22 protein-coding genes are annotated in these 26300 nt (G+C 65.7%); 7 read left to right on the plus strand and 15 right to left on the minus strand.

All coding sequences use genetic code 11. The features are described from left to right. Positions 1-30: 30 nt before the first annotated feature. The 3 genes from Q2M23_RS27055 to Q2M23_RS27065 form a co-directional block, all read right to left on the minus strand. Positions 31-1182: a DegT/DnrJ/EryC1/StrS family aminotransferase gene (locus tag Q2M23_RS27055; RefSeq protein WP_225644525.1), complete on the minus strand. Its 1152-nt coding sequence runs from the start codon at positions 1180-1182 to the stop codon at positions 31-33. Between the two features lie 30 nt (positions 1183-1212). Next, positions 1213-2229: a Gfo/Idh/MocA family protein gene (locus Q2M23_RS27060; RefSeq protein ID WP_225644523.1), complete on the minus strand. Its 1017-nt coding sequence runs from the start codon at positions 2227-2229 to the stop codon at positions 1213-1215. 250 nt (positions 2230-2479) lie between these two features. After that, positions 2480-3892, minus strand: coding sequence for a mannose-1-phosphate guanylyltransferase/mannose-6-phosphate isomerase (locus tag Q2M23_RS27065; protein ID WP_316397635.1), 1413 nt, complete (start codon positions 3890-3892; stop codon positions 2480-2482). Between the two features lie 351 nt (positions 3893-4243). On the opposite strand from Q2M23_RS27065, the gene Q2M23_RS27070 reads away from it, so the two are divergent. Both Q2M23_RS27070 and Q2M23_RS27075 read left to right on the plus strand, forming a co-directional pair. Beyond that, the gene (locus Q2M23_RS27070; RefSeq protein ID WP_316397636.1) at positions 4244-5230 is read left to right on the plus strand and encodes a lysylphosphatidylglycerol synthase transmembrane domain-containing protein; all 987 of its coding nucleotides are present in this window, start codon (positions 4244-4246) and stop codon (positions 5228-5230) included. Between the two features lie 10 nt (positions 5231-5240). After that, a complete protein-coding gene (locus Q2M23_RS27075) occupies positions 5241-6251 on the plus strand; it encodes a glycosyltransferase family 4 protein (protein WP_316397637.1) in 1011 nt (336 codons plus the stop codon). A gap of 5 nt (positions 6252-6256) precedes the next feature. Here the strand turns inward: Q2M23_RS27075 and Q2M23_RS27080 are convergent, their stop codons facing one another. The 6 genes from Q2M23_RS27080 to rfaD all read right to left on the minus strand — a co-directional run bounded on the left by Q2M23_RS27080 (position 6257) and on the right by rfaD (position 14210). Further along, on the minus strand, positions 6257-7198 hold the full coding sequence (locus Q2M23_RS27080; RefSeq protein WP_316397638.1) for an NAD-dependent epimerase/dehydratase family protein: 942 nt from the start codon (positions 7196-7198) through the stop codon (positions 6257-6259). Continuing rightward, on the minus strand, positions 7195-8409 hold the full coding sequence (locus tag Q2M23_RS27085; RefSeq protein ID WP_316397639.1) for a glycosyltransferase family 4 protein: 1215 nt from the start codon (positions 8407-8409) through the stop codon (positions 7195-7197). The genes Q2M23_RS27080 and Q2M23_RS27085 overlap by 4 nt, the downstream gene beginning before the upstream one ends. Positions 8410-8457: 48 nt before the next feature. Continuing rightward, positions 8458-10371, minus strand: a complete 1914-nt coding sequence (locus Q2M23_RS27090) for a nucleoside-diphosphate sugar epimerase/dehydratase (RefSeq protein ID WP_316397640.1) — start codon at positions 10369-10371, stop codon at positions 8458-8460. An 84-nt stretch (positions 10372-10455) separates the two neighbouring features. After that, positions 10456-11730, minus strand: coding sequence for an O-antigen ligase family protein (locus tag Q2M23_RS27095; protein ID WP_316397641.1), 1275 nt, complete (start codon positions 11728-11730; stop codon positions 10456-10458). 8 nt (positions 11731-11738) lie between these two features. Next, complete coding sequence (rfaE1, locus tag Q2M23_RS27100) at positions 11739-13211, minus strand: D-glycero-beta-D-manno-heptose-7-phosphate kinase (protein ID WP_316397642.1); 1473 nt, start codon at positions 13209-13211, stop codon at positions 11739-11741. A gap of 18 nt (positions 13212-13229) precedes the next feature. Continuing rightward, complete coding sequence (rfaD, locus tag Q2M23_RS27105; protein WP_316397643.1) at positions 13230-14210, minus strand: ADP-glyceromanno-heptose 6-epimerase; 981 nt, start codon at positions 14208-14210, stop codon at positions 13230-13232. Positions 14211-14345: 135 nt separating this feature from the next. On the opposite strand from rfaD, the gene waaF reads away from it, so the two are divergent. Beyond that, a complete protein-coding gene (gene waaF / locus Q2M23_RS27110; protein WP_316397644.1) occupies positions 14346-15410 on the plus strand; it encodes a lipopolysaccharide heptosyltransferase II in 1065 nt (354 codons plus the stop codon). Here the strand turns inward: waaF and Q2M23_RS27115 are convergent. After that, on the minus strand, positions 15392-16432 hold the full coding sequence (locus Q2M23_RS27115) for a glycosyltransferase family 4 protein (protein ID WP_316397672.1): 1041 nt from the start codon (positions 16430-16432) through the stop codon (positions 15392-15394). The genes waaF and Q2M23_RS27115 overlap by 19 nt on opposite strands. A 138-nt stretch (positions 16433-16570) precedes the next feature. On the opposite strand from Q2M23_RS27115, the gene galE reads away from it, so the two are divergent. After that, positions 16571-17584 (plus strand): UDP-glucose 4-epimerase GalE, encoded by a 1014-nt coding sequence (gene galE / locus Q2M23_RS27120; protein ID WP_316397645.1) that lies wholly within the window; start codon positions 16571-16573, stop codon positions 17582-17584. Positions 17585-17693: 109 nt separating this feature from the next. Continuing rightward, positions 17694-19505: an ABC transporter ATP-binding protein gene (locus Q2M23_RS27125; RefSeq protein ID WP_316397646.1), complete on the plus strand. Its 1812-nt coding sequence runs from the start codon at positions 17694-17696 to the stop codon at positions 19503-19505. A 6-nt stretch (positions 19506-19511) separates the two neighbouring features. On the opposite strand, the gene Q2M23_RS27130 is transcribed toward Q2M23_RS27125, so the two are convergent. After that, complete coding sequence (locus Q2M23_RS27130; protein WP_316397647.1) at positions 19512-20690, minus strand: dipeptidase; 1179 nt, start codon at positions 20688-20690, stop codon at positions 19512-19514. A 153-nt stretch (positions 20691-20843) separates the two neighbouring features. Here Q2M23_RS27130 and Q2M23_RS27135 point away from each other — a divergent pair, with 153 nt between their 5' ends. Next, positions 20844-21545: a fumarylacetoacetate hydrolase family protein gene (locus tag Q2M23_RS27135; RefSeq protein ID WP_028341609.1), complete on the plus strand. Its 702-nt coding sequence runs from the start codon at positions 20844-20846 to the stop codon at positions 21543-21545. Positions 21546-21612: 67 nt separating this feature from the next. Here Q2M23_RS27135 and Q2M23_RS27140 read toward each other — a convergent pair whose 3' ends face one another. Further along, entirely contained in the window at positions 21613-21837 is a 225-nt protein-coding gene (locus Q2M23_RS27140) for a hypothetical protein (RefSeq protein ID WP_141342916.1), read from the minus strand. A 208-nt stretch (positions 21838-22045) separates the two neighbouring features. On the opposite strand from Q2M23_RS27140, the gene Q2M23_RS27145 reads away from it, so the two are divergent. Then, positions 22046-22318 carry a hypothetical protein gene (locus Q2M23_RS27145; RefSeq protein ID WP_316397648.1) on the plus strand — a complete coding sequence of 91 codons (273 nt, stop codon included), beginning with the start codon at positions 22046-22048 and terminating at the stop codon, positions 22316-22318. Positions 22319-22407: 89 nt separating this feature from the next. Here Q2M23_RS27145 and Q2M23_RS27150 read toward each other — a convergent pair whose 3' ends face one another. From Q2M23_RS27150 to ggt, 3 genes are all read right to left on the minus strand, one after another. After that, on the minus strand, positions 22408-22785 hold the full coding sequence (locus tag Q2M23_RS27150; protein WP_316397649.1) for an SPW repeat protein: 378 nt from the start codon (positions 22783-22785) through the stop codon (positions 22408-22410). 18 nt (positions 22786-22803) lie between these two features. Next, the gene (locus Q2M23_RS27155; protein WP_229162793.1) at positions 22804-24168 is read right to left on the minus strand and encodes an MFS transporter; all 1365 of its coding nucleotides are present in this window, start codon (positions 24166-24168) and stop codon (positions 22804-22806) included. Between the two features lie 263 nt (positions 24169-24431). After that, a complete protein-coding gene (ggt, locus tag Q2M23_RS27160) occupies positions 24432-26114 on the minus strand; it encodes a gamma-glutamyltransferase (RefSeq protein ID WP_410469771.1) in 1683 nt (560 codons plus the stop codon). Between the last annotated feature and the right edge of the window lie 186 nt (positions 26115-26300).

The raw sequence follows: 26300 nt of genomic DNA on the forward strand, positions 1-26300 counted from the left end.
CGCATGATTGCGGTCTGAAAAAGTTTCCTATCAGGCTGAAAGCGCGCTGCGCACAGCCGCGATGACGCGGTCCTGGGCCGCCTCGTCGAGATAGGCGTGCATCGGCAGGCTGATGACGTCGTCGGAGAGGCTTTCGCTGATCGCTAGGCCGCCGTCGGCGACCGGGAAATCACGGTAAGCGGTCTGCTGGTGCATCGACTTCGTGTAGTAGATCGCCGTCGGAATGCCTTGGGTCTTCAGCGTCGAGGCAAAGGCATCGCGGTCGGCCCCTTTCGGCAGGCGGATTGTGTATTGCGCCCACACCGAGGTGCAACCTGGCGCAAGGCGAGGCACGGTCACGATATTGCCGAGTCCGCGCGCGTAGCGCTCCGCCACTTGGTTGCGTGCCACGATCTCGTCGTCAAAAATCTTCAGCTTCTCGAGCAGGATCGCGGCCTGCATGGTATCGAGCCGCCCGGTGAGGCCGAGGCGGACATTGTCATATTTGTCCGAGCCTTGCCCGTGCACACGGATGCTGCGTAGCGCGTTCGCAAGTTCGTCGTCATTGGTAAAGATCGCGCCGCCATCGCCGAAACAGCCGAGCGGCTTTGCCGGGAAGAAACTGGTCGCGGTCGCAAGCCCGAAGGTGCCGAGCTTGCGGCCCTTGTAACTCGCGCCAAAGCCCTGGGCGGCGTCGTCGAGCACGAACAGGCCTTCGGCTTCGGCAACCGCAGCCACCGCGTCATGATCGGCGCTCTGGCCGAACAAATCCACTGGAATGACACCAACCGGCTTTAGGCCACGCGACATCGCGGTGGCGACCCCGCGCTTGAGCGAATTGATATCGATATTGAATGTCGTCTCGTCCACATCGACGAAGAGGGGTGTCGCGCCGGTGAGCGCTACCGCTTCGCCGGTCGCGCAGAACGTGAAAGACGGGCACAGCACGGCGTCACCCGGCCCGACATTCTTCGCCATCAGGACCATCAAGAGCGCGTCAGTGCCGCTGGAACAGCTCACCACATGCTTTGCGCCGCTATAGTCCGCCAGCGCCTTCTCCAGCGCGGTCACTTCCGGGCCATTGACGAATTGGCAATGGTTGAGCACGCGGGCGACTGCATCATCGACCGATTTGCCGAGCCGCTGGCGCTGCGCGGCAATGTCTATGAAGGGAACAGGCTCTGGACGCATGTGCTGGTTCATGAAGCTTTCGCGCGTGTTTTCAAGTTGCAATTAGCTGGCGATGCGGCGCGGCCCCTTGCGCATCGTCGAGGCGGCGGGCCGCGCGGGCGATTCCAGGCAGCGGATCGCGATCTCGAGGCTCGCCACGCCCTCGTCGCCGGACACCGCCGGCAGCTTGTCGCCGCGTACGGCATCGAGGAAGGCGATCAGTTCGGCGCGCAGCGGCTCGTCATGCCCGACCGGCAGGTGACGCATCGAATAGCTGCCGTCCGGCTTGAAGCCGAAACATTCGGTGACCTGACGCGTGAGCAGATCGCCCATCACATACTTGCCGCGGGTTGCGACCGTCACGTTGCGCGCCTTGAACGGCGTCAGCCAGTTGGTGTTGATGTGGGCGAGCACGCCGGAAGCGGTACGGAACTGCAGCAGCGCGATGTCCTCGCGCTCGGCGACGGCGCTCGAGAGCTGCGGCTGCACCTCGACGATGTCGGACTCGGTGAACCAGCGGATCAGGTCGATGTCGTGCACGGCAAGATCGATCACGACGCCGACATTGGACATTCGCGGCGGGAACGGGCCGACCCGGGTGATGCCGATCGATAGGATGTCCTCGCCCGAGATCGCCTTCTTGATCGCGGCGACCGCCGGATTGAAACGCTCGACATGGCCGACCATCAGCGTGACGCCGGCCCGCTCGGCGGCCGCGACGATCTCGCGGCCCTCCTCGACCGTGGATGCGACCGGCTTCTCGACCAGGATGTGAATGTTGCGCGCGATACAGGCGAGCGCGATCTCGTGATGCAGATGGGTGGGAGCTGCGATCGTCACCGCATCGATGCCCTCGGCGAACAGCTGATCGAGGCTTTCGAAGGCGCGGCAGCCGACCAGGTCGATGGCGCGGGTGCGATGTTCCGGCAGCGGATCGACGATGCCGATCAGCAGCACCCCGGGCAGTCCGGCCAGCACGCGGGCATGGTTGCTGCCCATCACGCCGGCGCCGATCACGCCGACGCGCAATGCGCGGCCGATATCGGCTTTCGCGCCGGCCGCGGACACTTTTGCATTCATATCGTAGACCCCAAGTAACGTTCTGGCGGTTGTCCCGGCTTCTCAGGGAGCCATCCCGGCTCCGAGGGAATCAGCACCAAGGCCCCTCTGCCCGATCCGCGCCTTTGGCGCAAATCACGACCCGCTTCGTTGGCAGCCGCTATAGCACGGCGTCACAAATGTGGCGAATGCCAACGGCGAAATCCGGACACGTTTTGATTCAAAGAGTTACATCGCCCGCGACTCGATCTTCAGCGCGGGCCCGTTCGCCTCAGGTGCGCCGATAGTCATCCTCGATGCGGATGATGTCGTCCTCGCCGAGGTAGCTGCCGGTCTGCACCTCGATCAGCTCGAGCTGGATCTTGCCCGGATTCTCCAGCCGGTGCACCGCGCCGATCGGGATGTAGATCGATTCGTTCTCGTGCACCGTCTTGATCAGCTCGTTGACGGTGACCTGCGCGGTGCCGCGCACCACGATCCAGTGCTCGGAGCGGTGATGGTGCTTCTGCAGGGACAGCCGTCCGCCCGGCTTGACGACGATACGCTTGACCTGGTGGCGATCGCCATTGTCGACCGACTGATAGGAGCCCCAGGGGCGATGTACCTTGATGTGGTTCTCGGTCACCTCCGGCGCCGCCACTTTCAATTTCGCGACCAGCCGCTTCAGCCCGTTGGCGTCCTTCTGGCGTGACACCAGCACGGCGTCCTGGGTCGCGACCACGACGAGATCGTCGACGCCTTCGAGCGCAACCAGCGCCCGGTCGGTCGAGACGTTACAATTGCGGGAGTCCTCGAACACCGCAGTGCCGCGCGCAGCGTTGCCGAGGCTGTCCTTGTCCGACAGCTCCCAGACTTGGCGCCACGAGCCGATGTCGGACCAGCCGCACGCCACCGGCACCACCGCGGCACGCGATGTCTTCTCCATGACCGCGTAATCGATCGAGATCGCCTTTGCCGCGCCGAAGGCCTGCGCATCGAGCTTGACGAAGCCGAGATCGCGCGCCGCCGACGCAACCGACTGCTCCACCGAGGCGACGCTGTCCGCATCGACATTGCGGTACTCGTCGAGCAGCACGCCGGCGCGGAACATGAAGTTGCCGCTGTTCCAGAGATAACCCGCATCGATATAGCCCGCCGCCGTCGCGGCATCCGGCTTCTCGACGAATTTCGCCACCGCGCGCACCTCGCCGGCGACCACCTCACCCGGGTTGATGTAGCCGTATTCGGTGGCCGGCCGCTCCGGCTTGACGCCGAACGTCACGATGCGGCCGGCATCCGCAGCCACCAACCCGCCGCGGCACGCGGCGACGAAGGCGGCGGTGTCCCGCACAAGATGGTCGGCGGCCAGCGCCAGCACGATCGCTTCGCTGTCGCGGCTCTGCGCGAACGCCGCACCGGCCGCGATCGCAGGCCCCGAGTCGCGGCGCATCGGCTCCAGCAGCACGTCGGCCTCGCGCCCGATCTCGACCAGCTGCTCCAGCACCATGAAGCGATAGGCCTCGTTGGTGATCACGATCGGACGCTCGAACAGGCCGGCGTCGGAAACCCGCAGCAGCGTCTCCTGGAAGGTCGAGCGGGCCCCGAACAGCGACAGGAACTGTTTCGGATGCACCTCGCGTGACGCCGGCCACAACCGCGTGCCTGCGCCGCCGCACATGATCAGGGGAATAATTCGTCGATCCATCGATGCCTCAAATCCTGTCGTGCAAGTCTTGTCGTATCCGCCTGCGGACGACACACCAAATCGGCCCGGGCCGTCGCGGCCGGCGACCCTGTTGCCTCGGAAGCACTATCCAAGCAGTAGCACGCGCCCCCGCGCGTCTGGTCGGATTTTACCGGTAACGTAAACCCCCGGTGAGTGGCCGGCCGTCCCCGTTCCGGCCCCTTTAGCCACCCCTTCGCGCCTGCCGCAATAGGGACCAGCACGGGTATTGCCAGATCGGCGCGGAAACCATACCAAGGCGGCGAATTTGGGCGCGCGAAAGCGTTTTGCGCTGTTTTTGACACATTCTGAAACCTGGCAGCGCGAACGGAAATGCGCCGAATCCTGCTTTCGACCGTCAAGATCCTGATCTCGGCAGCGCTGCTGTATCTCTCGCTGCGCAAGGTCAATCTGTACGACCTTGCCTCCCGTATCCAGGTCGAGAGCCTGGGCTGGCTCGGCCTCGCGATCGCGGTCACGTTCCTGCAGATCTTCCTCGGGGTGTTGCGCTGGCGGGAGATCAGCGTGGAGTGCGGCGCCCCGCTGGAGACCGGTCAGGCCATGCGCTTCAACGTGATCGGCACCTTCTTCAACCAGACTCTCCCGTCCTCGATCGGCGGCGACGCGGTGAGGCTTTGGCTCGTCGCGCGCGCCGGTGCGGGCTGGCGCGCAGCTACCTATTCGATTTTCGTCGACCGCGCGATCGGGCTGATCGCCCTCGCCGTCGTCATCGCCGCCACCCTGCCCTGGAGCTATCGGCTGATTTCTGATTCCCACGGCTGGATGGCGTTGCTGCTTCTCGACCTCGCCGCACTCGCGGCCGGATTTGGCTTCCTGCTGATCGGCGTGTTGCCTTGGGTCTGGCTAAAGCAATGGTGGGCGACGCATCACATCCACGCCTGCGCGGTCATCGCGAACCGGGTGTTGTTCAGCCGCAAGCGCGGATTGAGGGTCGCAATTCTCTCGATCGCCATTCACGTCGTGACCGTCGTGATCGCCTGGTGCGTGGTGAAATCGATCACCGCGCCCGTCACCTTCGGCCAGATATTCCAATTGTTGCCGCCGGTGATGCTGATCACGATGATGCCGATCTCGATCGCAGGCTGGGGCGTACGCGAGGCCACGATGGCGCTGGCCTTCGGCTACGCCGGATTGATCGCCAATGAAGGCGTCAACATCTCGCTGTTATTCGGCGCGGTATCGTTCGTGGTTGGCGTGTTTGGCGGCCTGGTGTGGATCCTGAGCCCGGAAAAGGCCGCCAAGGGCACAGAACCGATCGAAGTCCCGGGATCGCAATCGCGAGTCCCGGGATCGCAATAGCCGGACCAGAATGAGCGCTTTCGAAATCCTCCTGTCATTGATCGCGGCGGTTCTGGCTGCGTCGATCTCGGCTGTCCTGATCCAGGCGACGCGGCCGCTGCTGCTGCGTGTGGCGCTGGCGAAGCCGAATGCGCGCTCGTCGCACCGTATTCCAACGCCGCAGGGTGCCGGCATCGCGGTCACGGCGGCGACGCTGCTGGCGGGCGGAATCGTCATCGTCCTGGCCGGATCGCAGAACCTGACGATTCCCTTCATCGTCTTCGCGGCCTGCCTGTTCATCGCGGTGGTGGGTTTTGCCGACGACATCCGCTCGCTGCCCGTCGTCCCGCGGCTGCTGCTGCAGGCCGCCGCCGTTGCGGCCGTGGTGTTTTCCGCGCCTGATGGTCTGAGGCTGGTTCCGGCCGGCCCGGTCTGGCTCGAACGCGGCCTGCTGCTGATCGCCGGCCTCTGGTTCGTGAACCTCGTCAACTTCATGGACGGGCTCGACCTGATGACCGCGGCCGAGGCCGTGCCGATCACCGTGGCGATCGCCCTGCTCGGCAGCTTCGGCTATCTCCCCGCAGCTCCCGCGCTGGTCGCGGCGGCGCTGTGCGGCGCGCTGCTCGGCTTCGCGCCGTTCAACCGACCGGTCGCAAGGATATTCCTCGGCGATGTCGGCAGCCTGCCGATCGGCCTGCTGCTCGGCTGGTGCCTGCTCGAGCTCGCCCTGCACCGGCAGTTCGCCGCCGCGCTGCTGCTGCCACTGTACTATTTGACGGATGCGACTGTCACGCTGTTTCGCCGCATGGCGCGGCGCGAGCCTTTCTGGGCCGCGCATCGCTCGCACTTCTACCAGCGCGCGACCGACAACGGATTCACGGTGTGGCGCGTCGTCGGCGAGGTGTTTGCGCTGAACGCGGTGCTGGCGCTGCTCGCATTCGCATCGGTTGCCCTCAATTCGCGCACCGCAGACATCGCGCTGCTGCTGACCGGCGCGCTCGCCGTCGCCTGGCAGTTGCGGCGGTTCTCGCGACCGCTCTGATCGCCTCAGCTGTCCGTCTGACGCAGCGCGCGCCGCAGCCCCTCGTCGAGGCTGATCGGCTGCTGCCATCCGGTGCCCGCGATCTTGGAAAGATCAAGCTCGAGCGAGGCGAACAGGCTGTCATAGGCTTCCTTGCGGCCGCTGATGCCGAGCGCCATCTTCAACAGCGGCGCCGGCAGCCAGAACAGACGCGGCGAGGTGTCCGCCGCCCGGGCCAGCCGCTCGACGAATTCCCGCGTCGAGACCTGCTCGCGGTCAGCCACCAGGAACACGTCGAAATCATCTCCCGGGTGCGACAACCGATGCAAGATGAACGACGCGAGGTTTTCCGCCGATACGAACGCGCGGCGATTCTTCACATACGCGAGCGGTAGCGGCATGCGATTGATCACGGCACGCTTGAGCAACGCGAAATTTCCCTTCGCGCCGGCGCCGTAGATCAGCGGCGGCCTGATCACGGTCACCCTCATGCCGCTGCCCGGCACAATTTCCTTCAAGCCAACCTCGGCGGCCGCCTTCGAGTTTCCGTAGAGGCCGCGCGGCGTCAGGACATCGTCCTCGCGAAACGGAGGACGCCCGTAATTGCTGCGCCCATGCACCAGGATCGTGCTGACGAAAATGAAATCGCGCACGCCGGCAGCGGCCGCGGAACGCGCCAGATGCAGCGTGCCCTCGATATTGACGTTGCGGTAGAGCTCGATCGCCTGTTCGTCGGACTGCTGGTGAACACGGGCCGCAAGATGAACAACCGCGTCCACGCCATCGAGCGCCGTGCCCCAATTGGTGACCGGGCTGAGCGAGCCGATCGTCACGTCGTTCGCATCTTGCGGCGCCGTTCGCACCGCGCGTCGCACCACCCAGCCGTTGCGCGCCAATACCGGCACCACGTGGCGGCCGACAAAGCCGCTGGCGCCTGTGACCAGAACCGTCCGGCGACCATCATTCATACCGTCCGCTCCACATCGCGATTGGATAGCAGCTCCCGGACCAGCGCAGCGTAGCTCGCCAGCGCCCGCTCGGGAGTGAAGTTCCGCGCGGTCGCGACCGCGCGCTCGGCCATCGCGGCGTCCTGCGATCGCGACGCCTGGCGAATGGCATCGGCGAGTTGATCGGGCCTTCCCGGCGTGACGACCCAGCCCAGCCGGTTTTCGCTGACGGTGAGCGCGGCCTCGGCCTCGGGCTCGGAGACGAGAATGACGGGGCGGCCGGCTGCGAGCAGATTGTAGAACCGGCTCGGCACCGACACGCCGGCGACGTCCTTGCGATAGGGAATGAGCCAGACGTCCGCGCTGGAGAGCAGCGCATCGAGCTCGCTGTCCGCGACGCGGTCGACCAGCGTGACGTTGGCAAGCCGCGCGGTGGCCTGCAGCTCCTTGAGCCGCGCGAAGCCGATGCCCCATCCCGAGAGCAGGAAATGGATCTCGCCTTCGTCACGCAGCAGCCGCGCGGCCTGGAAGACGATGTCCGGATCGTGGGTGAAGCCGAGATTGCCGGACAGCCCGACGACGAAGCGGGCGGCGATGGCCTTGCGAAACGGATTGTCGGGGCTCACGGGACGGTTGCCGGGCGCGAGCGTGGCCCAGTTCGGGATGAACCTGATCTTGTCCTGTGTCATTCCGCCATAGCGCAGCAGCAGCTTCTCGGCGTCGCGGCCGATCACGATGACAGCGTTCAGGGCCCGGAACATCAGCGCGTTGATCGCGCGCATCGCCCGCGCGACAAGCGAGGACGGCCGCAGCAGCCCGGCCATCACGAGCACGTCGGGAAACAGGTCGTGCAGGATCAGCGCCGACTTGGCCCCCTTCAACCTTGCCGCGGCGGCAACCGCATAGGGCAGCGCGAAGGGAGCGGTCACCGTCAGCGCCACGTCGCCCCGCTTCAGGCGCGACAACAGCGCAAAAAAGATCCGGCCGGTGAACAGCGCCTCGGCCAGCGCGCGCTTGATCAGCGCCGCCTTTCCCGGCAGCCAGTTCCTGATCTCGACGACGGCGGGCCGCCCGGGCGCCGGCACCCGCGCCGAGCCCGGCATCCCGGAGACGACCATCACCTCGGACTCCTGCGCGATCCGTTCGGCGATCGCGGACATGATCGCGGCGGTCGTGCTGTGGTCCGGCGGATAGTGCTGGCTGACGACCACGACTTTTCGAGAACTACGCATCAATGGCTTTCGAAACGGTCCTGTCTCGGCGTCCGCAGAACGGCGCGGTCAGGCGGCATTCGATCCGAACTCGGGCACGGCGTCCTGAAGGACGGCGCGGATGGTCACACGGTCATCTCTCTCGATCGCATCCTCCAGCGCCGCGAGCCACTTGCGCAGCGTCGACATCGGAGGCTGGTTCGGCTTGGCCGCCATGACGCCGGCAACACCGATCTCGAGCGTCGGCTCCTGGCTTGCGAACAGGATCTCGTTCAGCCGCTCGCCGGGACGGATGCCGCTGAACACGATCTCGACGTCGACGCCGGGTTGCAGGCCCGACAGACGGATCATCCGCTCGGCGAGATCGACGATCTTGACCGGTTGCCCCATGTTCAGCACATAGACCGAGACGTCGGGCCGCGCCGGCGTCACGGCGTGCGTCGCTGCGGTGATCACGAGATCGCAGGCTTCGCGGATCGTCATGAAGTAGCGAACCATGTCCGGATGCGTCACCGTGATCGGTCCGCCGGCCTCGATCTGCGCCTTGAATTTCGGCACCACCGATCCGTTGGACGCCAGCACATTGCCGAACCGCACCGAGATCAGCCGCATGTGCGGCTTGCCCTTTGCCTCGGTCATCAGGTCATGGTCCAGCGCCTGGCAATACATTTCGGCGAACCGCTTGGTCAGACCCAGCATCGACACCGGCTCGATCGCCTTGTCAGTCGAGATCATCACCATCGCGCTCGCGCCCGCGGCGTGCGCGGCGTCGGCCACGTTCACCGACCCGAAGATGTTGGTCTTGACCCCTTCGCTCCAGTCGCGCTCCAGGATCGGCACATGCTTGAGCGCCGCGGCGTGGAACACGATGTCGGGCTTGAACTCGCTCATCAGCCGCGTGATGCGCTCGCGATCCCGGATATCGGCGATCCGGCCCTCGATCTCGGGCCCGGAGTCGCGCGCGGACAGCGCCTCGGTGACCGCATAGAGCGCCGGCTCCGAGTTCTCCACGACCAGGAGGCGCGCGGCGCCGAAGGTCGCGACCCGTTCGCAGATTTCGGCGCCGATCGATCCGCCGCCGCCGGTTACGATGACGGACTTGCCTCTCACCAGCGTCTCGAGCCGCGCGTAGTCGATCTTCTGGCTCGGGCGCAGCAGCAGGTCCTCGACCGCGACATTGGTCAGTCGCGGCGCGTCGCCGCCCTCCAGCGACGGCAGGCGACTGACCATCACGCCGAGCCGCCGGGCGCGCATCAGCACGCTCTCCGGATGTGCTTCGGGTTCGAAGGCCGACGGTGTCATGACCACGCGCTTGATCGGCCGCTGGCGGGTCTCGAAATCCCGAATCACGGCCTCGATGTCGTCGACGCCTCCGACCACGGGAATGTTGCGGATCATCTGGCCGCGGTCCGCGTCCGACGGCGAGAGCACGCCGACCGGCCAGAGCCGCTTGATGGCGCCATTCTCGATGCCGCGCAGCACGACTTCGGCATCGGCCGTACGTCCGACCAGCAGCGCCGACGCGGCATTGTCGGATCGAGCATGCAGCCGCGTGCGCGAATAGCGGAAATAGCGGTAGCCGAGGCGCAACGCGCTCAGCGCGAACACCTCGAGGAAGAAGAACAGGATAATCGTGACCCGGCCGAGGAACACCGGGCTTTGCGAATTCGTTCCGGTGAAGAAGTAGACGTAGTCCAGCACGACCAGTGCCAGCGTCAGCACAGCTGCAACCCGCAGGATATTCACCGCGTCCGGCAGCGAGGTGAAGCGCCATTTTGCCGTGGTTAGATTAGAGAAATAGCTGACGAAAATGCTGAACAGCACGAACCAGGGCAGAATGAGCAGCAGATGCGGCAGTCGATCGGTGAGAAGGCTGCCCTCGAAACGCAGATAGAAGCTCGCCAGCAACGCGAACGTCGTCGCGAGCGCGTCATGCACCAAAATCAGGAAATTGCGCAGGGTGAATTGTGAAAGGCGCGTCATCTAACGGACGGGTTGCCGGCAACTGGGAGTTCGCGATGGGACATTGGCAGGCTGATAGCGTATCTGCAGAGCCCTTGCCAGCGATCATGGGCGAGCAGGAGGTTCGGGTTCCATATTGGCCCGCACCTTCAACGCCATGCCGCCCGCAACTCCGACGCCCAGCACATACATCCAGCCCTCATGAAAGTCGAAGATGTGTGAATTAAACAACGAACTGGAAATATTCTGTACCACGACGAGAAGCCCGATCCAGTTGACGAGGCCGTCGCCGCGGAACAGCAAGAGGTGCAGCAGCCACATCGCATACAGGATCGCCACACCCACAATGCCCCACTGCACGGCGACGTTCAACGTTTGATTGTGAGGGTTGCCGATCACCTCGCCGGAGGCCTGGGTCACACCACCCGTTGCCACGCGCTCGAATAGGCCCCGGGTCGCTCCGGTGCCATGGCCGATGACCGGGGCCTCGGCGAAGAAGCCAAGCGACTTGCGCCAGAATTCGAGCCGCAGACCGACCGAGGTCGGCTCGTTGCGCTGCATGTAGAGCTTGTAGTCGCGCTCGAACGACTCCGCCGTCGAGCGCAATTGCGGCGAGCCATACCACGCCACCACGGCTAACGCAGCGGCCGCGCAAAGGATCAGGACGATGCTGCGCCAGCGCAGATGGAGCAGCGCAAACACCGCGAACATAATCGGAACCGTCACCAATGCAGTCCGCGATACCACCACCATCGCCATGTTGGCGAACAGGCTGAGCGCAATCGCAATCAGCAACATGGCCGGCAGGATGCGTTTGGCCCGCAGCAGCATCACGACCGGATAGGCCAGCGCGACCGCGCACAAGGTGAATTCCTGGCTCTGGTCGATGTAGTTCTTGACGAAGACTCCCTGCTCGCCCGGAGCGGGCGCCCGCAGCGCGAGGTGCGGATAGGCGAGCACCAGCCAGGACATCAGCATCAACAGCGTGCAGGAGACCAGGAAAGCGACGAACACCCAGGTCCCGCGGGTCGAGCGCTGAAAATGATAGAGCAGGACCGGCAGCACGAGGAGCTTTGCGGTCGGCCCGACCGCGTAGAATCGCAAGCCCCAGGCCGCGTCCGACCAGAGCGTGCCGACAAGCGCGAGGCAAAACAACGCGACCGGTGCCAGGCAGATCGGCCGCTTCAGCAGCGCCCAGAACGCCTTCAGATCGACCGTCGGCGCGATCGCGATCAGCAGCACCACGCCGAAGATGCCGACCAGCGAGGTCGACCACGGCAGCGACAGCGCAATCAGGACCGCGACCACATCGGTCGCGGTCTGCCAGCGCGCCGGATCGCGCCAGGCCGGACACGCCGTGGCGCCTGCCGGGGATGCCATGCTTGCGCTCACGCCTTGCCCTCACGGGCCCGCGCAACCAGCGACGTCGTGCTGTGGCCGGGCAGGATCTCGACCAGCACCACCTCGCCGCCGGCGGCTTCGACGATCTCGTGGCCGACCACCTGCTCGCGGGTATAGTCGCCGCCCTTGACCAGCACGCTCGGCCGCACCTGCGTGATCAGATTGATCGGCGTGTCCTCCTCGAAGATCGCGACGAGGTCGACGGCTTCCAGCGCCGCCAGCACCTCGGCGCGGGCGCGCTCGTTCTGCACGGGACGTCCCTCGCCCTTCAGCCGCTTCACCGAGGCGTCGCTGTTCAGCCCGACGACCAGGCGGTCACAGGCGCCGCGCGCGGCGGTCAGCACCTTGACGTGGCCGGGATGCAGGATGTCGAAGCAGCCATTGGTGAAGCCGATGCGCAGATCCTGCCTGCGCCACTCCTCGAGGCATGCATCGATGTCGCCGCCGGCCGGGACGATCTTCTCCTCGGCCGCCAGCGAAGCGTGCGGCAGGATCCTTCGGCGCAATTCGGCGGACTTGACGATCGCGGTACCGGTCTTGCCGACCGCAACCGCCGCCGCCGCGCTCGCGATCCGCAGCGCGCCTTCCCAGTCGGCGCCGCCCGCCAGCGCCAGCGCCAACGCCGCGGCAACGGTATCGCCGGCGCCGGAGACGTCGCGCACCTTGACCGGCAGCGCCGGCACATGGATCGACTCGCCGCCGCGCGTCACCAGCGTCATGCCGCGCTCGCCCTGCGTCACCAGCATCGCCTCGCAATCCGCGAGGTACATCGCATCGGGCGCGGCCTGCGCGATGCTGTCCTGGCTGTCGGCGCGGCTGCGGGTCGCCTCGGCGAATTCCTTGCGGTTCGGCGTCAGCACGGTCGCGCCGCGATAGATCGCGAGATTGGCGCTCTTGGGGTCGACGATGACGCGCTTTTGCGCCTGGCGCGCCGCGTCGATCACATTGCGGATCACACGCGCGGTGAGCACGCCCTTGGCGTAGTCCGACAGCAGCACGATGTCGGCTTGCGCAAGACGCGGCAGGATTGCATCGATCAGCTGCTGCTCGATGGCCGGCGCGGCCGGCGCGGCGAACTCCCAGTCGGAGCGCAGCATGTGGGTCGAGAATTGCTCGGAGACGAAGCGCACCTTGCGCGTGGTCGGACGCGCGACGTCGCGCACCAGTACGGTCTCGATAGCCGCCTCCTTCGCCAGCGCCTCGGCCAGCACCGCGCCGGCGGCGTCCTCGCCGATCAGGCCGACGAAGATGCAGCGCCCGCCAAGCGCGGCGATGTTGCGCGCGACGTTGCCGGCGCCGCCGATATTGGTCTCGCTGCGCCTGACCGCGATCACCGGGGCCGGCGCCTCCGGCGAGATCCGCGACACCTCGCCATAGACGAACTCGTCGAGCATGAGGTCGCCGACGCAGAGCACGGTCTGGCCGGACATTGCACGCGAGATCGCTTCAAAATCGAACATCAGTCACCGTCATCCGCTCTAGCGATAGCGATCCGCGCGATCGAGAAAGCCCTTCACATAGGCCCCGACTGCGTCTTCCAGGCGAGTGAAGCCGCCATTGTATCCGGCGCGTCCGAGACGATCGACGACGCTCTGGGTGAAGTACTGGTAACTGCCGCGAATCTGCTCGGGCATGTCGACATACTGGATGTTCGGCTCGAGCCCGAGCGCGCCATAGGCCGAGACGATCAGGTCCTTGAAGCTGCGCGCCTTGCCGGTCCCGACATTGAACAGCCCGGAGACTCGCGGCGTCGCGATCAGCCACATCATCACCCGCACGACGTCGTCGACATAGATGAAGTCGCGGCGCTGATCGCCGTCGGCGATGCCCTCGCGATGCGACTTGAACAGCTGCACGACACGGCCCGCCTTGATGTCGTCGAAGCGGCGCGCGAGCACGCTCATCATCGGGCCCTTGTGATATTCATTGGGGCCGAACACGTTGAAGAATTTCAGCCCGGCCCATTGCGGCGGCAGAGGCGCGCCCTTCGCCGCGCGCTCGGCGACCGCAAGGTCGAACAGGTTCTTGCTCCAGCCGTACAGGTTCATCGGCCGCAGCCGCTTCAGCGCCTCGACCGACGCGTCGTCGTCAAACCCCTGTTCGCCGTCGCCATAGGTCGCGGCCGAGGAGGCATAGATGAACGGCGTGGCATTCGCCGTGCACCAGTCGAGCAGCCGCATCGAGAGACGGAAATTGGTCTCGATCACCAGGTCGCCGTTGATTGCCGTAGTCTCGGAAATGGCGCCGAGATGGATCACGGCGGTGAGCCGCCGCCCCTTCAGCCAGTCGCCAAGCTCGGCCGGCGGAACGACATCGGCAAGCTGGCGCTTGGCCAGGTTCCGCCACTTGCCGTCCTGCCCAAGCAGATCGCAGACCGCGACGTCGCTGCGCCCGGCGTCGTTCAACGCGGCCACGACGTTCGATCCGATAAAACCGGCGCCCCCGGTTACCAGAAACATGATGAAATCCCGCCAGATTCCTTTGCAGCCGTCAGCTTTGCCCCACTCCCGCGTCACAGGCAACGACGGCTTTACCTCTCGTCGCGAACCGGTTACCGACTTGGCCGCGCCCGATCGGCCCTGGCCTATTTAGAAATGAATATTGATTCAATATCTGATATCGAAACACAGGATACCGGGGATACCAGACCTATCCTCGTCGTGCCCTATGTTTGGATCGGCGATTTCGTGCGCGGCCACACTGTGGTCAGGGTGCTCCGCAAGCGGTGGCCGAACCGGCCGATCGACCTTCTGACATCCAGGCTTTGCGCCCCTTTGGTCGATTATATGCCCGATGTTCGCGCCGGGATCGTGTCCGACCTGCCGCGCAGCCGGCTGGCGCTGGCCCAGCAGCAGGCGCTCGCGACCGAGCTCCGCCGACGGAACTACGCCACCGCGCTGGTGCTGCCGCGGACCTGGAAGGCCGCTCTCGCACCGGCGCTGGCGGGCATCCCGGAACGGGTCGGCTTCTTTGGCGAGGCGCGGTTCGGCCTCATCAACGCGATGCGATGGGGTGAAAAGCAGCAGCCGCGCTTCATCGACAAGAACGCGATCCTGGCGCTGCCCGACGGCGCCGCCCGCCCGCCGGAATGGCCGGTGCCACAGCTTCGGGTTCCCGCGGACGAAATCGAACGCTGGCGGCAGGCCAACGGCCTCGGCCGCGGTCCCGCCATCGCGCTCGGCCCCGGCTCGGTCGGCGCCTCGAAACGCTGGACCTATTATCCGGAGGCCGCGCGCCTGTTCGCCGAACGCGGCTTCGACGTCTGGGTGGTCGGCGGCCCCGGCGAGAAGGCGCTGGCGCAGGAGATCACGGCAGCCGGCGGCGCGCGGGTCCGCGACCTTACCGGCACCGATCTGCGCAACGGCATCGTTGCGATGGCCGCGGCCAGCGTCGCCGTGACCAACGACTCCGGGCTGATGCACATCGCCGCCGCAATCGGCACGCCGACCATGGGCATCTTCGGCCCGACCGATCCCTATCTCTGGGCGCCCCTCAACGGCCTCGCCGCGACAGTGCTGCAGACCAGGAGCAAGCTGTCGTGCCAGCCGTGCCAGCGCACGGTCTGCACCATGAACGATCATCGCTGCATGCGCGATATCGCCCCCGAAGAGGTCGTGGAGATTGCGCAGCGCGTGCTGGCTCAGGTCAGCGCGCGGTAGACCTTGGCGATCGCATTCGCCTCGGCATCGAGGCTGAACTTATCCACAACTCGTTGCCGCGCCCGCGCCCCCATCGCCGCGGCCGCTGCCGGATCGCGCATCAAGGGCTCCAGCGCGGCCACCAGCGCATCGGCGTCGCCAGGCGGCGTCAGCACGCCGGTGACGCCGTCCTCGACGACGAACTCGGCCGCGCCCGCGCGCGCTGCCACCAGCGCCGCGCCCGCAGACATCGCCTCGATCAGGGTCAGGCCGAAACCTTCATTGCGCGAGGTGAAGGCGTAGATCGTCAGCCGCTGATACCAGCGCATGACGTCCTCGATGGGCAGTTCGCCCGTGATGATGATGCGCGATTGCAGGCCGGCGGCCTCGATCTTCCGCTTCAGCTCGTTGGCAAAGGCGAGTTGCTCCGGCACCACGGCGCCGACAATGACGGCGGTGAAATCGGGATAGCGCGGCAGCAGCCTGCACATCGCCTCGACGAAGACGTCGCTGCCCTTCTGCGCGCGCACCCGCCCGAAACAGCCGATCGCATAGCGTCCCGGCAATCCGCTCTCGGCGAAGGCGCTCGCGCGATCGGCCGGCGGCGCATAGCGGTCGGTGTCGACGCCGTGCATCACCACTGTCGCGTCGCGCTTCAGATAGGAGGCCGACAGCGGACTGGTGGCGATGATCGCATCCATGTTGCGGATCAGCCAGCGCGTCAGCCAGGTGTGATGGCGCTGCGCGGCCGAGGTGAAGATCAGTTTCAGCGGCCAGCCGAGCGCCCGCAGCGCGAGCCCGACGATCATCTCGTCGTTGCGCCGCGCGTGCCAGATCAGCGGCGATGCGAGCCGCCACAGCCGCAGGAGATCGGCGAATCCGATCGCGTCGATGCCGTCGGGCCGATGCGAGCCGAGCCAGCCCGCGCGAAGCATTTTGGCGAGCTTCGGCGCGACCATGCGGTTGGTCGCGGTGACACCCGAATAGCGTCGGTGCAGATTGGGCACGATGAGCTCGAGCTCGCCGGCAGGTGTGTTCTCGATCGGCACTCAAGTCTCCGTTTCGTGCCAGTTCCTATACGCAACATTAAGCATAGTGGCCAGTTCGGCCGCGGCGAAACCCCCTCTTCACCGCACTCCCGCTAGCATCACCGGTTAAAGAACATCGGGAGAGCTCTATCCATGACCGTGCTCGTGACCGGCGGCGCCGGCTATATCGGAAGTCACATGGTTCATGCGCTGGTCGATGCCGGCGAGAGCGTCGTCGTGGTCGACAACCTTTCCACCGGCTTCTCTGCGTTCCTGCCCGAAGGCGTGCCGCTGTTCATCGGCGATGCCGGCGACGAGAACCTCGTCGAGGGCGTGATCGCCCAGCATGGCATCGACAGCATCATCCATTTCGCGGGCTCCGTCGTGGTGCCGGACTCGATGCGCGATCCGCTCGGCTACTACCGCAACAACACCATGACGACGCGCAGCCTGCTCAACGCGGCGGTGAAGGGCGGCGTCAGCCGCTTCATCTTCTCCTCGACCGCGGCCGTCTACGGCAACCCGGACCAGGTGCCGGTGCCGGAGATCGCACCGACGCGTCCACTGTCGCCCTACGGCTCGTCGAAGCTGATGACCGAGATCATGCTGCACGACGTCGCGTCCGCTCACGGCATGAGCTACGTCGTGCTGCGCTACTTCAACGTCGCCGGCGCCGACCCGAAGGGCCGCGCCGGCCTTGCCACCATTGGCGCCACCCATCTGCTCAAGATCGCGGTCGAGGCCGCTACCGGCCAGCGCGCCAAGATCGACGTGTTCGGCACCGACTATCCGACCCAGGACGGCAGCTGCATCAGGGATTTCATCCATGTCGGCGACCTCGTCGAGGCGCATCGCTCGGCGCTGTCCTATCTGCGCGCCGGCGGGCAATCGGTGACGATGAATTGCGGTTATGGCCGCGGCTATTCCGTGCTCGAGACGATCGAGGCGGTGCGCCGGGTCTCGATGCGCAACTTCGCGGTCGCCTACGCCGCACGCCGGCCCGGCGACATCATGACCATGGTGGCCGACACGACAAGGATCCGCTCGCTGCTCAACTGGACGCCGCGCTACGATGATCTCGAGACCATCGCGAGCCACGCACTGGCCTGGGAGGAGAAGCTGTTCCGGGAGCGCGCGGGCTCCGCGCGACAAGCGGAATCGGCCTAAAAAACAAACCGTTATCAAGCAGTTATTGTGCTTGAAAAAGCCCCGCCAAGCGGGCAAGGAGGTCCCGCAACCCTGACGGCCGGCGCTGCCCGCCGTCAATGGAACGCGGATGGCCCAGTTTCCAAAGAAAATTACCGACGATCCCTATGGCGCGGCGATCCTGATTCGCCGCCTGGTCATGGAACAAGGGATTACCTATTGGCGGCGCTATCTGACGGCGTTCGCCCTGATGGCCGTTGCGGCCGGCTCGACGGCCGGCGCCACCTACGTGCTCGGCCAGGTGATCAACCAGGCCTATGTCGACAAGAACATCCCCGGCATCGCCATGTTCGCCGGGATCACGGTGGTGCTGCTGTTCATCAAGGGCGTGGCGACCTACGGCCACATGGTGATCCTGAACAAGATCTCCAACGCCATCCTCGCCAGCAACCAGCGGCAACTATTCGCCAAGCTGATGAGCGAGAGCATCGGCTTCTTCTCGCAGCGGCACTCGTCGGAATTCCTGGCGCGGCTGACCGCCGGCGCCAAGTCGATCACCGACGTACTCAACATGCTGGTCAACGCGATCGGCCGCGACTTCCTGATGCTGATCAGCATGGTCGCCGTCATGGTCTGGCAGGACCCGCTGATGTCGTTCATCGGGCTCGTGGCGGTGCCGCCGGCGATGCTGATGCTGCGCAGGCTGGTGAAGCGGATCAAGGGGCTCGCCTACAACCAGTTCACCGGCACCGCCGACATCATGGAGACGATGCAGGAATCACTGCAGGGCATCCGCACCGTGAAGGCGTTCACGCTGGAAGGCACCATGCAGCAGCGGATCGACGAGCACATCGCAACCGTCGAGAGCAATGCCAACAAGATGGCGCGCGTCGCCAACCGTTCCAATCCGCTGATGGAGATGCTCGGCGGCTTCGCGGTTGCCGGCTGCCTGATGTATGGCGGCTACAGCGTGGTGGCGCTCGGTTCCACGCCGGGCCAGTTCTTCACGTTCCTGACCGCCTTCCTGATGGCGACCGAGCCGGCCAAGCGGCTGGCGCGGCTCAACATCGACCTCAATAGCCAGCTGGTCGGCGCGCGGATGCTGCTCGAGGTGGTCGATAGCCCGGCGAGCGAACAGACCGACGACGACAAGCCTGCGCTGAAACTCTCCGACGCGCGGATCGAGCTGCGCGATGTCAGCTTCGCCTATCGGCCGAGCGAGCCGGTGCTGAACCGCATGAGCTTCGTCGCCGAGCCCGGCAAGGTGACCGCGCTGGTCGGCCCCTCCGGCGGCGGCAAATCGACCGTGCTGGCCTTGCTGCTTCGTTTCTACGAGACGCGCGAGGGCGACATCCTGATCGACGGACTGCCGATCTCGTCAGTGTCGCGCAAATCGCTGCGGCAGCAGACCGCCTATGTCGGACAGGACGTCTATCTGTTCCGCGATACCATCCGCGCCAACATCGCCTTCGGCAAGCAGGGCGCCACCGAGCAAGAGATCGTCGACGCCGCCAAGGCCGCCTGCGCACACGACTTCATCATGAGCTTCCCGCTCGGCTACGACACGCCGGTCGGCGAACACGGCACCCAGCTGTCCGGTGGTCAGCGCCAGCGCATCGCGGTCGCCCGCGCGCTGATCAAGAACGCGCCGATCATCCTGCTCGACGAGGCCACCGCCGCGCTCGACTCCGAGTCCGAGAAGCAGGTGCAGGAAGCGATCGAGCATCTCTGCCAGGGCCGCACCACGATCGTGATCGCGCACCGCCTGCACACCATCATGCATGCCGATGCGATCCTGGTGGTCGAGGGCGGCGAGATCGTCGAGCGCGGACGTCACGAGGAGCTGCTGCGCCGCGGCGGCCGCTACGCCTCGTTCTTCCGCCTGCAGCACCACCACGACCCGTCGCCGCTGGCGCTGGCGCCGATCAGCGCCACCGGCTAGGGCGTCTCACCCCTTCGGGGCAATGCCTGCGCGCAGCACGCGCAGGACATTGCCGCCCATGACCTTGCGGATGTCGTCCTCCGAGAACCCGCGCGACATCAGCGCCTGGGTCACAGCGACGATCTCGCTGGCATCGAAGCCCGTGGTGGTCGAGCCGTCGAAATCCGAGCCGAGGCCGACATGGTCGATCCCGACCAGGTCGCGGACATGAGCGATCGCCCGCGCGACATTGTTCGGATCGAGCGAGCAGACCGCGCCTTGCCAGAAACCGATGCCGACCACGCCGCCGGTCCGCGCGACACCCCGGACTTCGTCGTCGGTGAAGTTGCGGTTGACCTTGCAGGTCGCCTGAACGCCGCCATGGCTCGATACCACCGGGCGCGTCGCCATCGCCAGCACCTCGGCGACCGCCGCGTGGCTCGCATGCGCGAGATCGACGATCATGCCCATCGCCTCCATCCGCTGCACCGCCTGCCGGCCGAGCGGCGTCAGGCCGCCCTTTGCGACGCCGTGCATCGAGCCTGCGACATCATTGTCGAAGAAATGCGCGAGACCGGCCATTCTGAATCCGGCGCCGTAGAGCACGTCGAGATTGGCGATATTGCCCTCGATGTTCTGCAGGCCCTCGACCGACAGCATGCCGCCAACCACCGTCGCGCCGTTCTTGCGGTCGGCGAGCAGGCGGTCGAGGTCGGCCGGCGTTGCGATCAGGCGCAGCCGCCCGGCGGACTGTTCGGCGGAGCTCCGCAATTTCTCGGCATGCCACAGCGAGCGCTGCAGCAACGAGAACCACGTCCGTGGCGGCTGCAGATCGATGATGGCGAGGTTGGTGATGGTGTCGGTGTCGGCGCCGTTGGCATCATAGTTCTGACCCTTGGGCGACTTCGTGACGGACGAGAACACCTGCAGCGCGTAGTGCCCCTCGATCAGGCGCGGCAGATCGATATGGCCGCGATCGGATCGCGCGATCAGGTCGCGCTTCCACAACAGGCTGTCCGCATGCATGTCCGCCACGTCGAGCGTCGCCTGCAAGTCTTTTGCGGCGGGCGTGATATCCAGCGCCACGCGTTGGACCCTGTTCTGCGCCCGGTCGAGACGCTCCGGGACGACGGTGAAAAGCCGAACGGCGGCGGCGATCAGGGCCACAACGATCAGCACCACGCCGATCGAAAGCCATTTCCTCATGGGCCCCACCGGCATTGTCGACCAAAGGCGGCCGCGCTCGGCGGAAAGCTGGCCTCACCTCTGCGCCGGATGCAGCCGCGGCCACTAGCCCTGAGCGGCGTAAGCGCGTAAATACCGCCCGCGCTCCCTCCTTCAACCCTCCGGGACCCGTTCATGAACGCCGCATCCACCGTCATTCCGCTTCCCCCGCAGCCCTCGCTTCCCGTCGTCGGTGAATCCGGCACCTATCCGGTCCGCCGCATCTGGTGCGTTGGCCGCAACTATCTCGAGCATATCAGGGAGATGGGCAATGACGAGCGCGCGCCGCCGTTCTTCTTCGGCAAGCATGCCGACATGCTGGTGCCCGACGGCGCGACCATCCCCTATCCGCCGCTGACCAAGGACCTGCATCACGAGGTCGAGCTGGTGGTGGCGATGAAGAGTGGCGGGCTGAACATTCCCGCCGACAAGGCGCTCGAGCATGTCTACGGCTATGCCGTCGGCATCGACCTGACCCGCCGCGACCTGCAGATCGCCTCGCGCAAGAAGGAGCGGCCCTGGGAGATCGGCAAGTCGTTCGACTATTCCGCGCCCTGCTCGGCGATCCAGCCGGCCGCGAAGATCGGCCACCCGACCGCGGGCAAGATCTGGCTCACCGTCAACGGCAAGGAAGCCCAGAAGGGCGACCTCACCGAGCTGATCTGGAACGTGCCTGAAATCATCTGGCAGCTCTCGCAGCAGGTGAAGCTCGCCGCCGGCGACATCATCATGACCGGCACGCCCGCGGGCGTCTCGCAGCTGCAGGTGGGCGACAAGCTCGAATGCGGTGTCGACGGCGTCGGCAAGCTCGCGGTGACGATCGGCAAGCCGGAATAACCGCCTCGGGAACGAGGCAAGGCCCAAAGCCCCGGACCTCAGGTCCGGGGCTTTTTGCTGTGCGCGGTCAGCGCATCGTGCCGGGCATGCAGGGCGGCTCGGTGAAGGGAGCGGTCGCGAACGATCCAACCTTCGGCGCGCGCACGCAATCGGTGGTCTTGCTGCTGACCGTCGTTGTCGTCATCGAAGCATTGGCGCGCCGCACCGCAGCGTTGTTGCCGGCGGCGGACGCCTGCGCCGAACAGGCGGCTGCCGCAACCAGCGCAAGCGCCGCGAGGGTCACTTTGGTCATGGGATTTCTCCGTACGGTGGATGAAGCCGACCTAGCTCGGCTCCTGTGTTCAGGACCGCGCGCGCCCGGAAATTATTTCATCACGCGCGATCACCGCGTCGCGAGCGCCCGATCACATCGGATGGAGCGGGGAATACCGGAGCGACCGGGGCACTCCATGTCATCAAGGCCGCGCGCAAAACGCGGCGACGACGGTATGGAGGTTTTCATGATCGATCTTCAACGACCCGGCGTACGACTTGGCTTGGCTGCGATTATGTCCGCGGCAATGGCGACCGCTTGCTTCGCACAGGCGGCGGTCAAGCAGCCCCGCGCCTACGCGTCAAACGAAACCGCGAGCAGGCCGTGGTCGGCGCCGGTCGGCCATCGCCAGCCGCGCGCCGCCGATATTCCGGCGACGACATCGACATCGCAGCAGGTCATCGATCAGGAGGACGCGATCGTCGACCGCAAGATCAAGGGGATTTGCCGCGGCTGCTAGAACATGATCCGGAAAAGTGCGAAGCGGTTTTCCGAGCAGGTCATGCTTAAAGACAAGGAGCCACACCTCGGTCTCGCCAGCGGCGGATCCTACTGCCTTTCGGCGGCCTGCGGCGCCGCCGGGCCGAGATGCGTCTTCTCGTACTCGAGCCACAGTTCGAGCAGCGCCATGAATGCCACCACCGCCCCGGCGGCGATGGCAAAATGCATCGCGCGGGTATGCGTGAAGCCGAGCAGCCAGGGCGAGACGATCAGCCAGCAGCCGACGGCCAGGTTGATCCATTCTTCCCAGATCGAGAACGCGACGATCGCCGCCAGCGACATGATCGCGATCGCCGCGCCGCTGATCCTGAGATCGATCGCCGCGGTCGGATTGGCCTGCACGAACAGCCACGGCGCGGCGAGCAGGAAGATCGCGGCGACGAGGTTATAGAGATCGAGCGCTGATTCTTTTCGCCATTTCGTCATCGATTGCTCCCTTGCTGCTCAAACCCGCTGCTGATGCGCCTCGGGCGCATTGATGTCCCTGCCCGTATAGTCGGTCATCATCGCGGTCGCGACCAGCGTGATGATTGCGCAAGCCGCGATATAGGCCGCGATCGCGGTCGCCGAATGGAACGTGCCGAACAGCCAGGTCGCGATCAGCGGTGCCGGACCGCCGGCGATCACGGAAGCAAGCTGATAGCCGAGCGAGGCGCCGCTGTAGCGCAGGCGACCAGTAAAGCTCTCTGCGATCAGGGCCGCCTGCGGGCCGTACTGCATGTCGTGCGGAATCAGCGACAGGAAGATCGCAAGGAAGATGATCGTTTCCGATCCGGTGTTAAGCATCGCGAAATAGATGAAGCCGAACACGCCGGTCACGGCAGCGCCGATCATGTACATGTTCTTGCGGCCGATCTGATCGGAGATGTGCCCGCACAGCGGGATCGAGACGAACGACAGCACCGAGGCCGCGAGCACCGCGGTCAGCAGGAAGTCACGCGACACATGCAGCGTTCCGACGCCGTAGGAGAACACGAAGGCGGTGAAGATGTAGAACGGCGCCTGCTCGGACATCCGCGCGAAGGCGGACAGCAGGATCTCCTTCGGATGATCGCGGATCACCGTCAGCATCGGCGTGCGGTCGAGCTGACGCTCGGCCAGCAGCTTGCTGAACACAGGCGTTTCCAGAATGCCGAGCCGGATGTAGAGGCCGACACCGACCAGGACGATGCTGAGCGCGAACGGAATGCGCCAGCCCCACGCCAGGAACTGGTCGCCCGACATCTGGCTGAAAGCCAGCACCGCGAGATTGGCGAGGAACAGTCCGCAGGGCACGCCGAATTGCGGCCATGACGCGATCAGGCCGCGGGAGCGATCGTTGCGCGCCCATTCCATCGACATCAGCACCGAGCCGCCCCATTCGCCGCCGACGCCGACGCCCTGGATGAAGCGCAACACGGTCAGGATCACCGCACCCCAGATGCCGATGCTGGAATAGGTCGGCACCAATGCGACCGCCGCGGTCGCCAGTCCCATCAACAGCAGCGTCGCGATCAGCGTCGACTTGCGGCCGATGCGGTCACCATAGTGCCCGAAGATCGCAGCCCCGATCGGCCGCGCGACGAAGCCGACCGCATAGATGGCGAAGGCCTCGAGCGTGCCGACCCAGGGATCGGAATGCGGAAAGAACAGTTTTGCGAAAACCAGGCCGGTGACGGTGCTGTAGAGAAAGAAGTCATACCACTCGATCGCGGTCCCGACCGTGGAGGCGATCACCGCACGGCGCATCTGCAGCTGATGCTCGGATGGTGTGAGCTGGTTGGCGTCGAGGCCAGGGGTTGGACGAAGCGTTGGGCCAAATGTTGCCATGGGGGTGTCTCCCTCGCAGGCCCCCGGACGGTTATTGACTGTGGTTCGTTTGAGTACGAACGATAACGCGCGCCGGAAAGTTCCACCGGAACGGACCGTCGAGGCTTGAACTTTAGTCGGCCTTCAGTCGGCCACGGCGAGCAACAATCGCAACGCGCCGAAGCGTCGTCCGCCACCGCTCGCCCACCGGGGGACCATGCTTCGCAGATGGCTGCCGGATGCGGCAGCCGCCGGGCGGCTTCGTCAATCTGCCGCGCTTCGTCTCACGACAGCCCGAGGGCCCGCCCGTCGCTGCGCGGATCGTGCGCCCCGGTGATGCTTCCGTCGGCGTCGATCCGGATCGCACCCGGATGTCCCGCGAGCGGGCTCTGGGCTGGTATCGGACTGATTTCGTGGCCGCGCCCGGCGAGCGCCTTGAACACCGCTTCACCGGCATCCTTCTCCAGCTTCAGGCTGTCGCGCGCATCGGAGAACGTCTTGCCGAGCAGGAAGCGCGGTCGCGACAGCGCGGTGAGCGGATCCATGTTGTAGTCAATCAGCCTGGTCAGCACCGCCGTGAGCGTCTGCGGCTGCCCGTCGGCTCCCTGCGTGCCGTACAGCAGATGCGGCCGTCCGCCCTTGAGATAGATTCCCGGATTGAGCGTGTGGAACGGCCGCTTGCCCGGCTTGAGGCAGTTGGGGCTGGCCGGGTCGAGGTTGAACGACGCACCGCGGTTATGCCAGATGATGCCGGTGTCGCCGGCCACCATGCCGCTTCCCCAATCGTAGTAGACGGTTTGCAGCATGCTGACGCAATTGCCGTCCCGGTCGGTCGCGGCGAGATAAACTGTGTCGCCCTTGTTGAACACGTACGGCCACGGCATCGCCTTCTCGAGGTTGATCGCCTTCGCGCGCGCGTCGAGGTAGCTCGCCGAGAGCAGCTGATTGACCGGAACGTCGACGAATTCCGGATCGCCGATGTAGCGGCCGCGGTCGATGAAGGCCTGCTTCACCGCTTCGACCAGCAGGTGATAGTAGTCCGCGCTCCCTTCCGGATATTTCGCAAGCTCGAAGCGGTCGAGGATGCCCATGATCTCGAGCGTCGTGAGACCCTGCGTCGGCGGGCGCAGCCCGAGCAGCTCGCCGCCGCGATAACCGACGCGCAACGGCGTCTCGTCGCGAGCGCGGCAGCGCGCCAGATCGTCGGCGGTCAGCGGCGAGCCGATCTGCTTCAGTCCGGCCGCAATGCGCGTGGCGAGCTTTCCTTCGTAGAAATCGCGCCCGCCATTTGCCGCCAGCATCTCCAGCGATTTCGCGAGTTCAGCCTGGACCAGCGGCTCGCCGATTTCAGGCATCCGGCCGGCGGGCATGAAGATGCGCTGGATGTCGGGCCAGTCCTTCAGGTTCTTCGCTTCCATGTCCTGCCAGAAGCGCTGCGACGGCGTGACCGGGAAGCCCTTGCTGGCGTATTCGATCGGGCGCGCGAACAGCGACGCCCAGCTTTGCTTTCCGGCCCAGGACTTGCGGCTGAAATCGAACGCCTGGTCCCAGACGTCAACGGTCGTGGCCACGGTCAGCGCCGACCCCGGCCCCCGGATCGGGACCGAGCCGCTGTAGTTCGGCAGGTTGAGCGCAGCCTGACCTGCGCCGGACAGCGTCCGGACATTTCCCTTGCGGTCACTGATCACCATGAAGCTGTCGCCGCCGAGGCCGCTGAAATGCGGATAGGTCACGCATAGCGTGGCACCGATGGCGATGACCGCCTCGATCGCATTGCCGCCCTTGCGCAGCACCTCGAGCCCCGCCTGCGTGGCGAGCTCGTGCGGGCTCGTCACCATGCCGGTCTTCGATCGCGCCAGCGCACCGGTATTGTCGAGGGCCCAGAGCGGTCGCGGCGCCGCCGCGGCGACCGCCGTGAGCATGGACCCGACCAGCAACTCCCTGCGCGACATGCCAAGATTGGCCATTCGACTTCCCTCCCCGCTTCCTCGTTGTGTCGATGTTGTGCGATCGCGGGCTGCGGACACCGCGACGTCCAAATCCCAGAAGGACCACCACTGGCATTTGGCATACCAAGATTGAAGAAAATTCTTACTTCGGTCAAGCCCGTTGAGAAGGCGCGAGCGAGGTCGAGCCCACCCTGACCCGATCAT

The organism is Bradyrhizobium sp. 33ap4, assembly GCF_032654765.1.
Classification (GTDB): domain Bacteria; phylum Pseudomonadota; class Alphaproteobacteria; order Rhizobiales; family Xanthobacteraceae; genus Bradyrhizobium; species Bradyrhizobium australafricanum.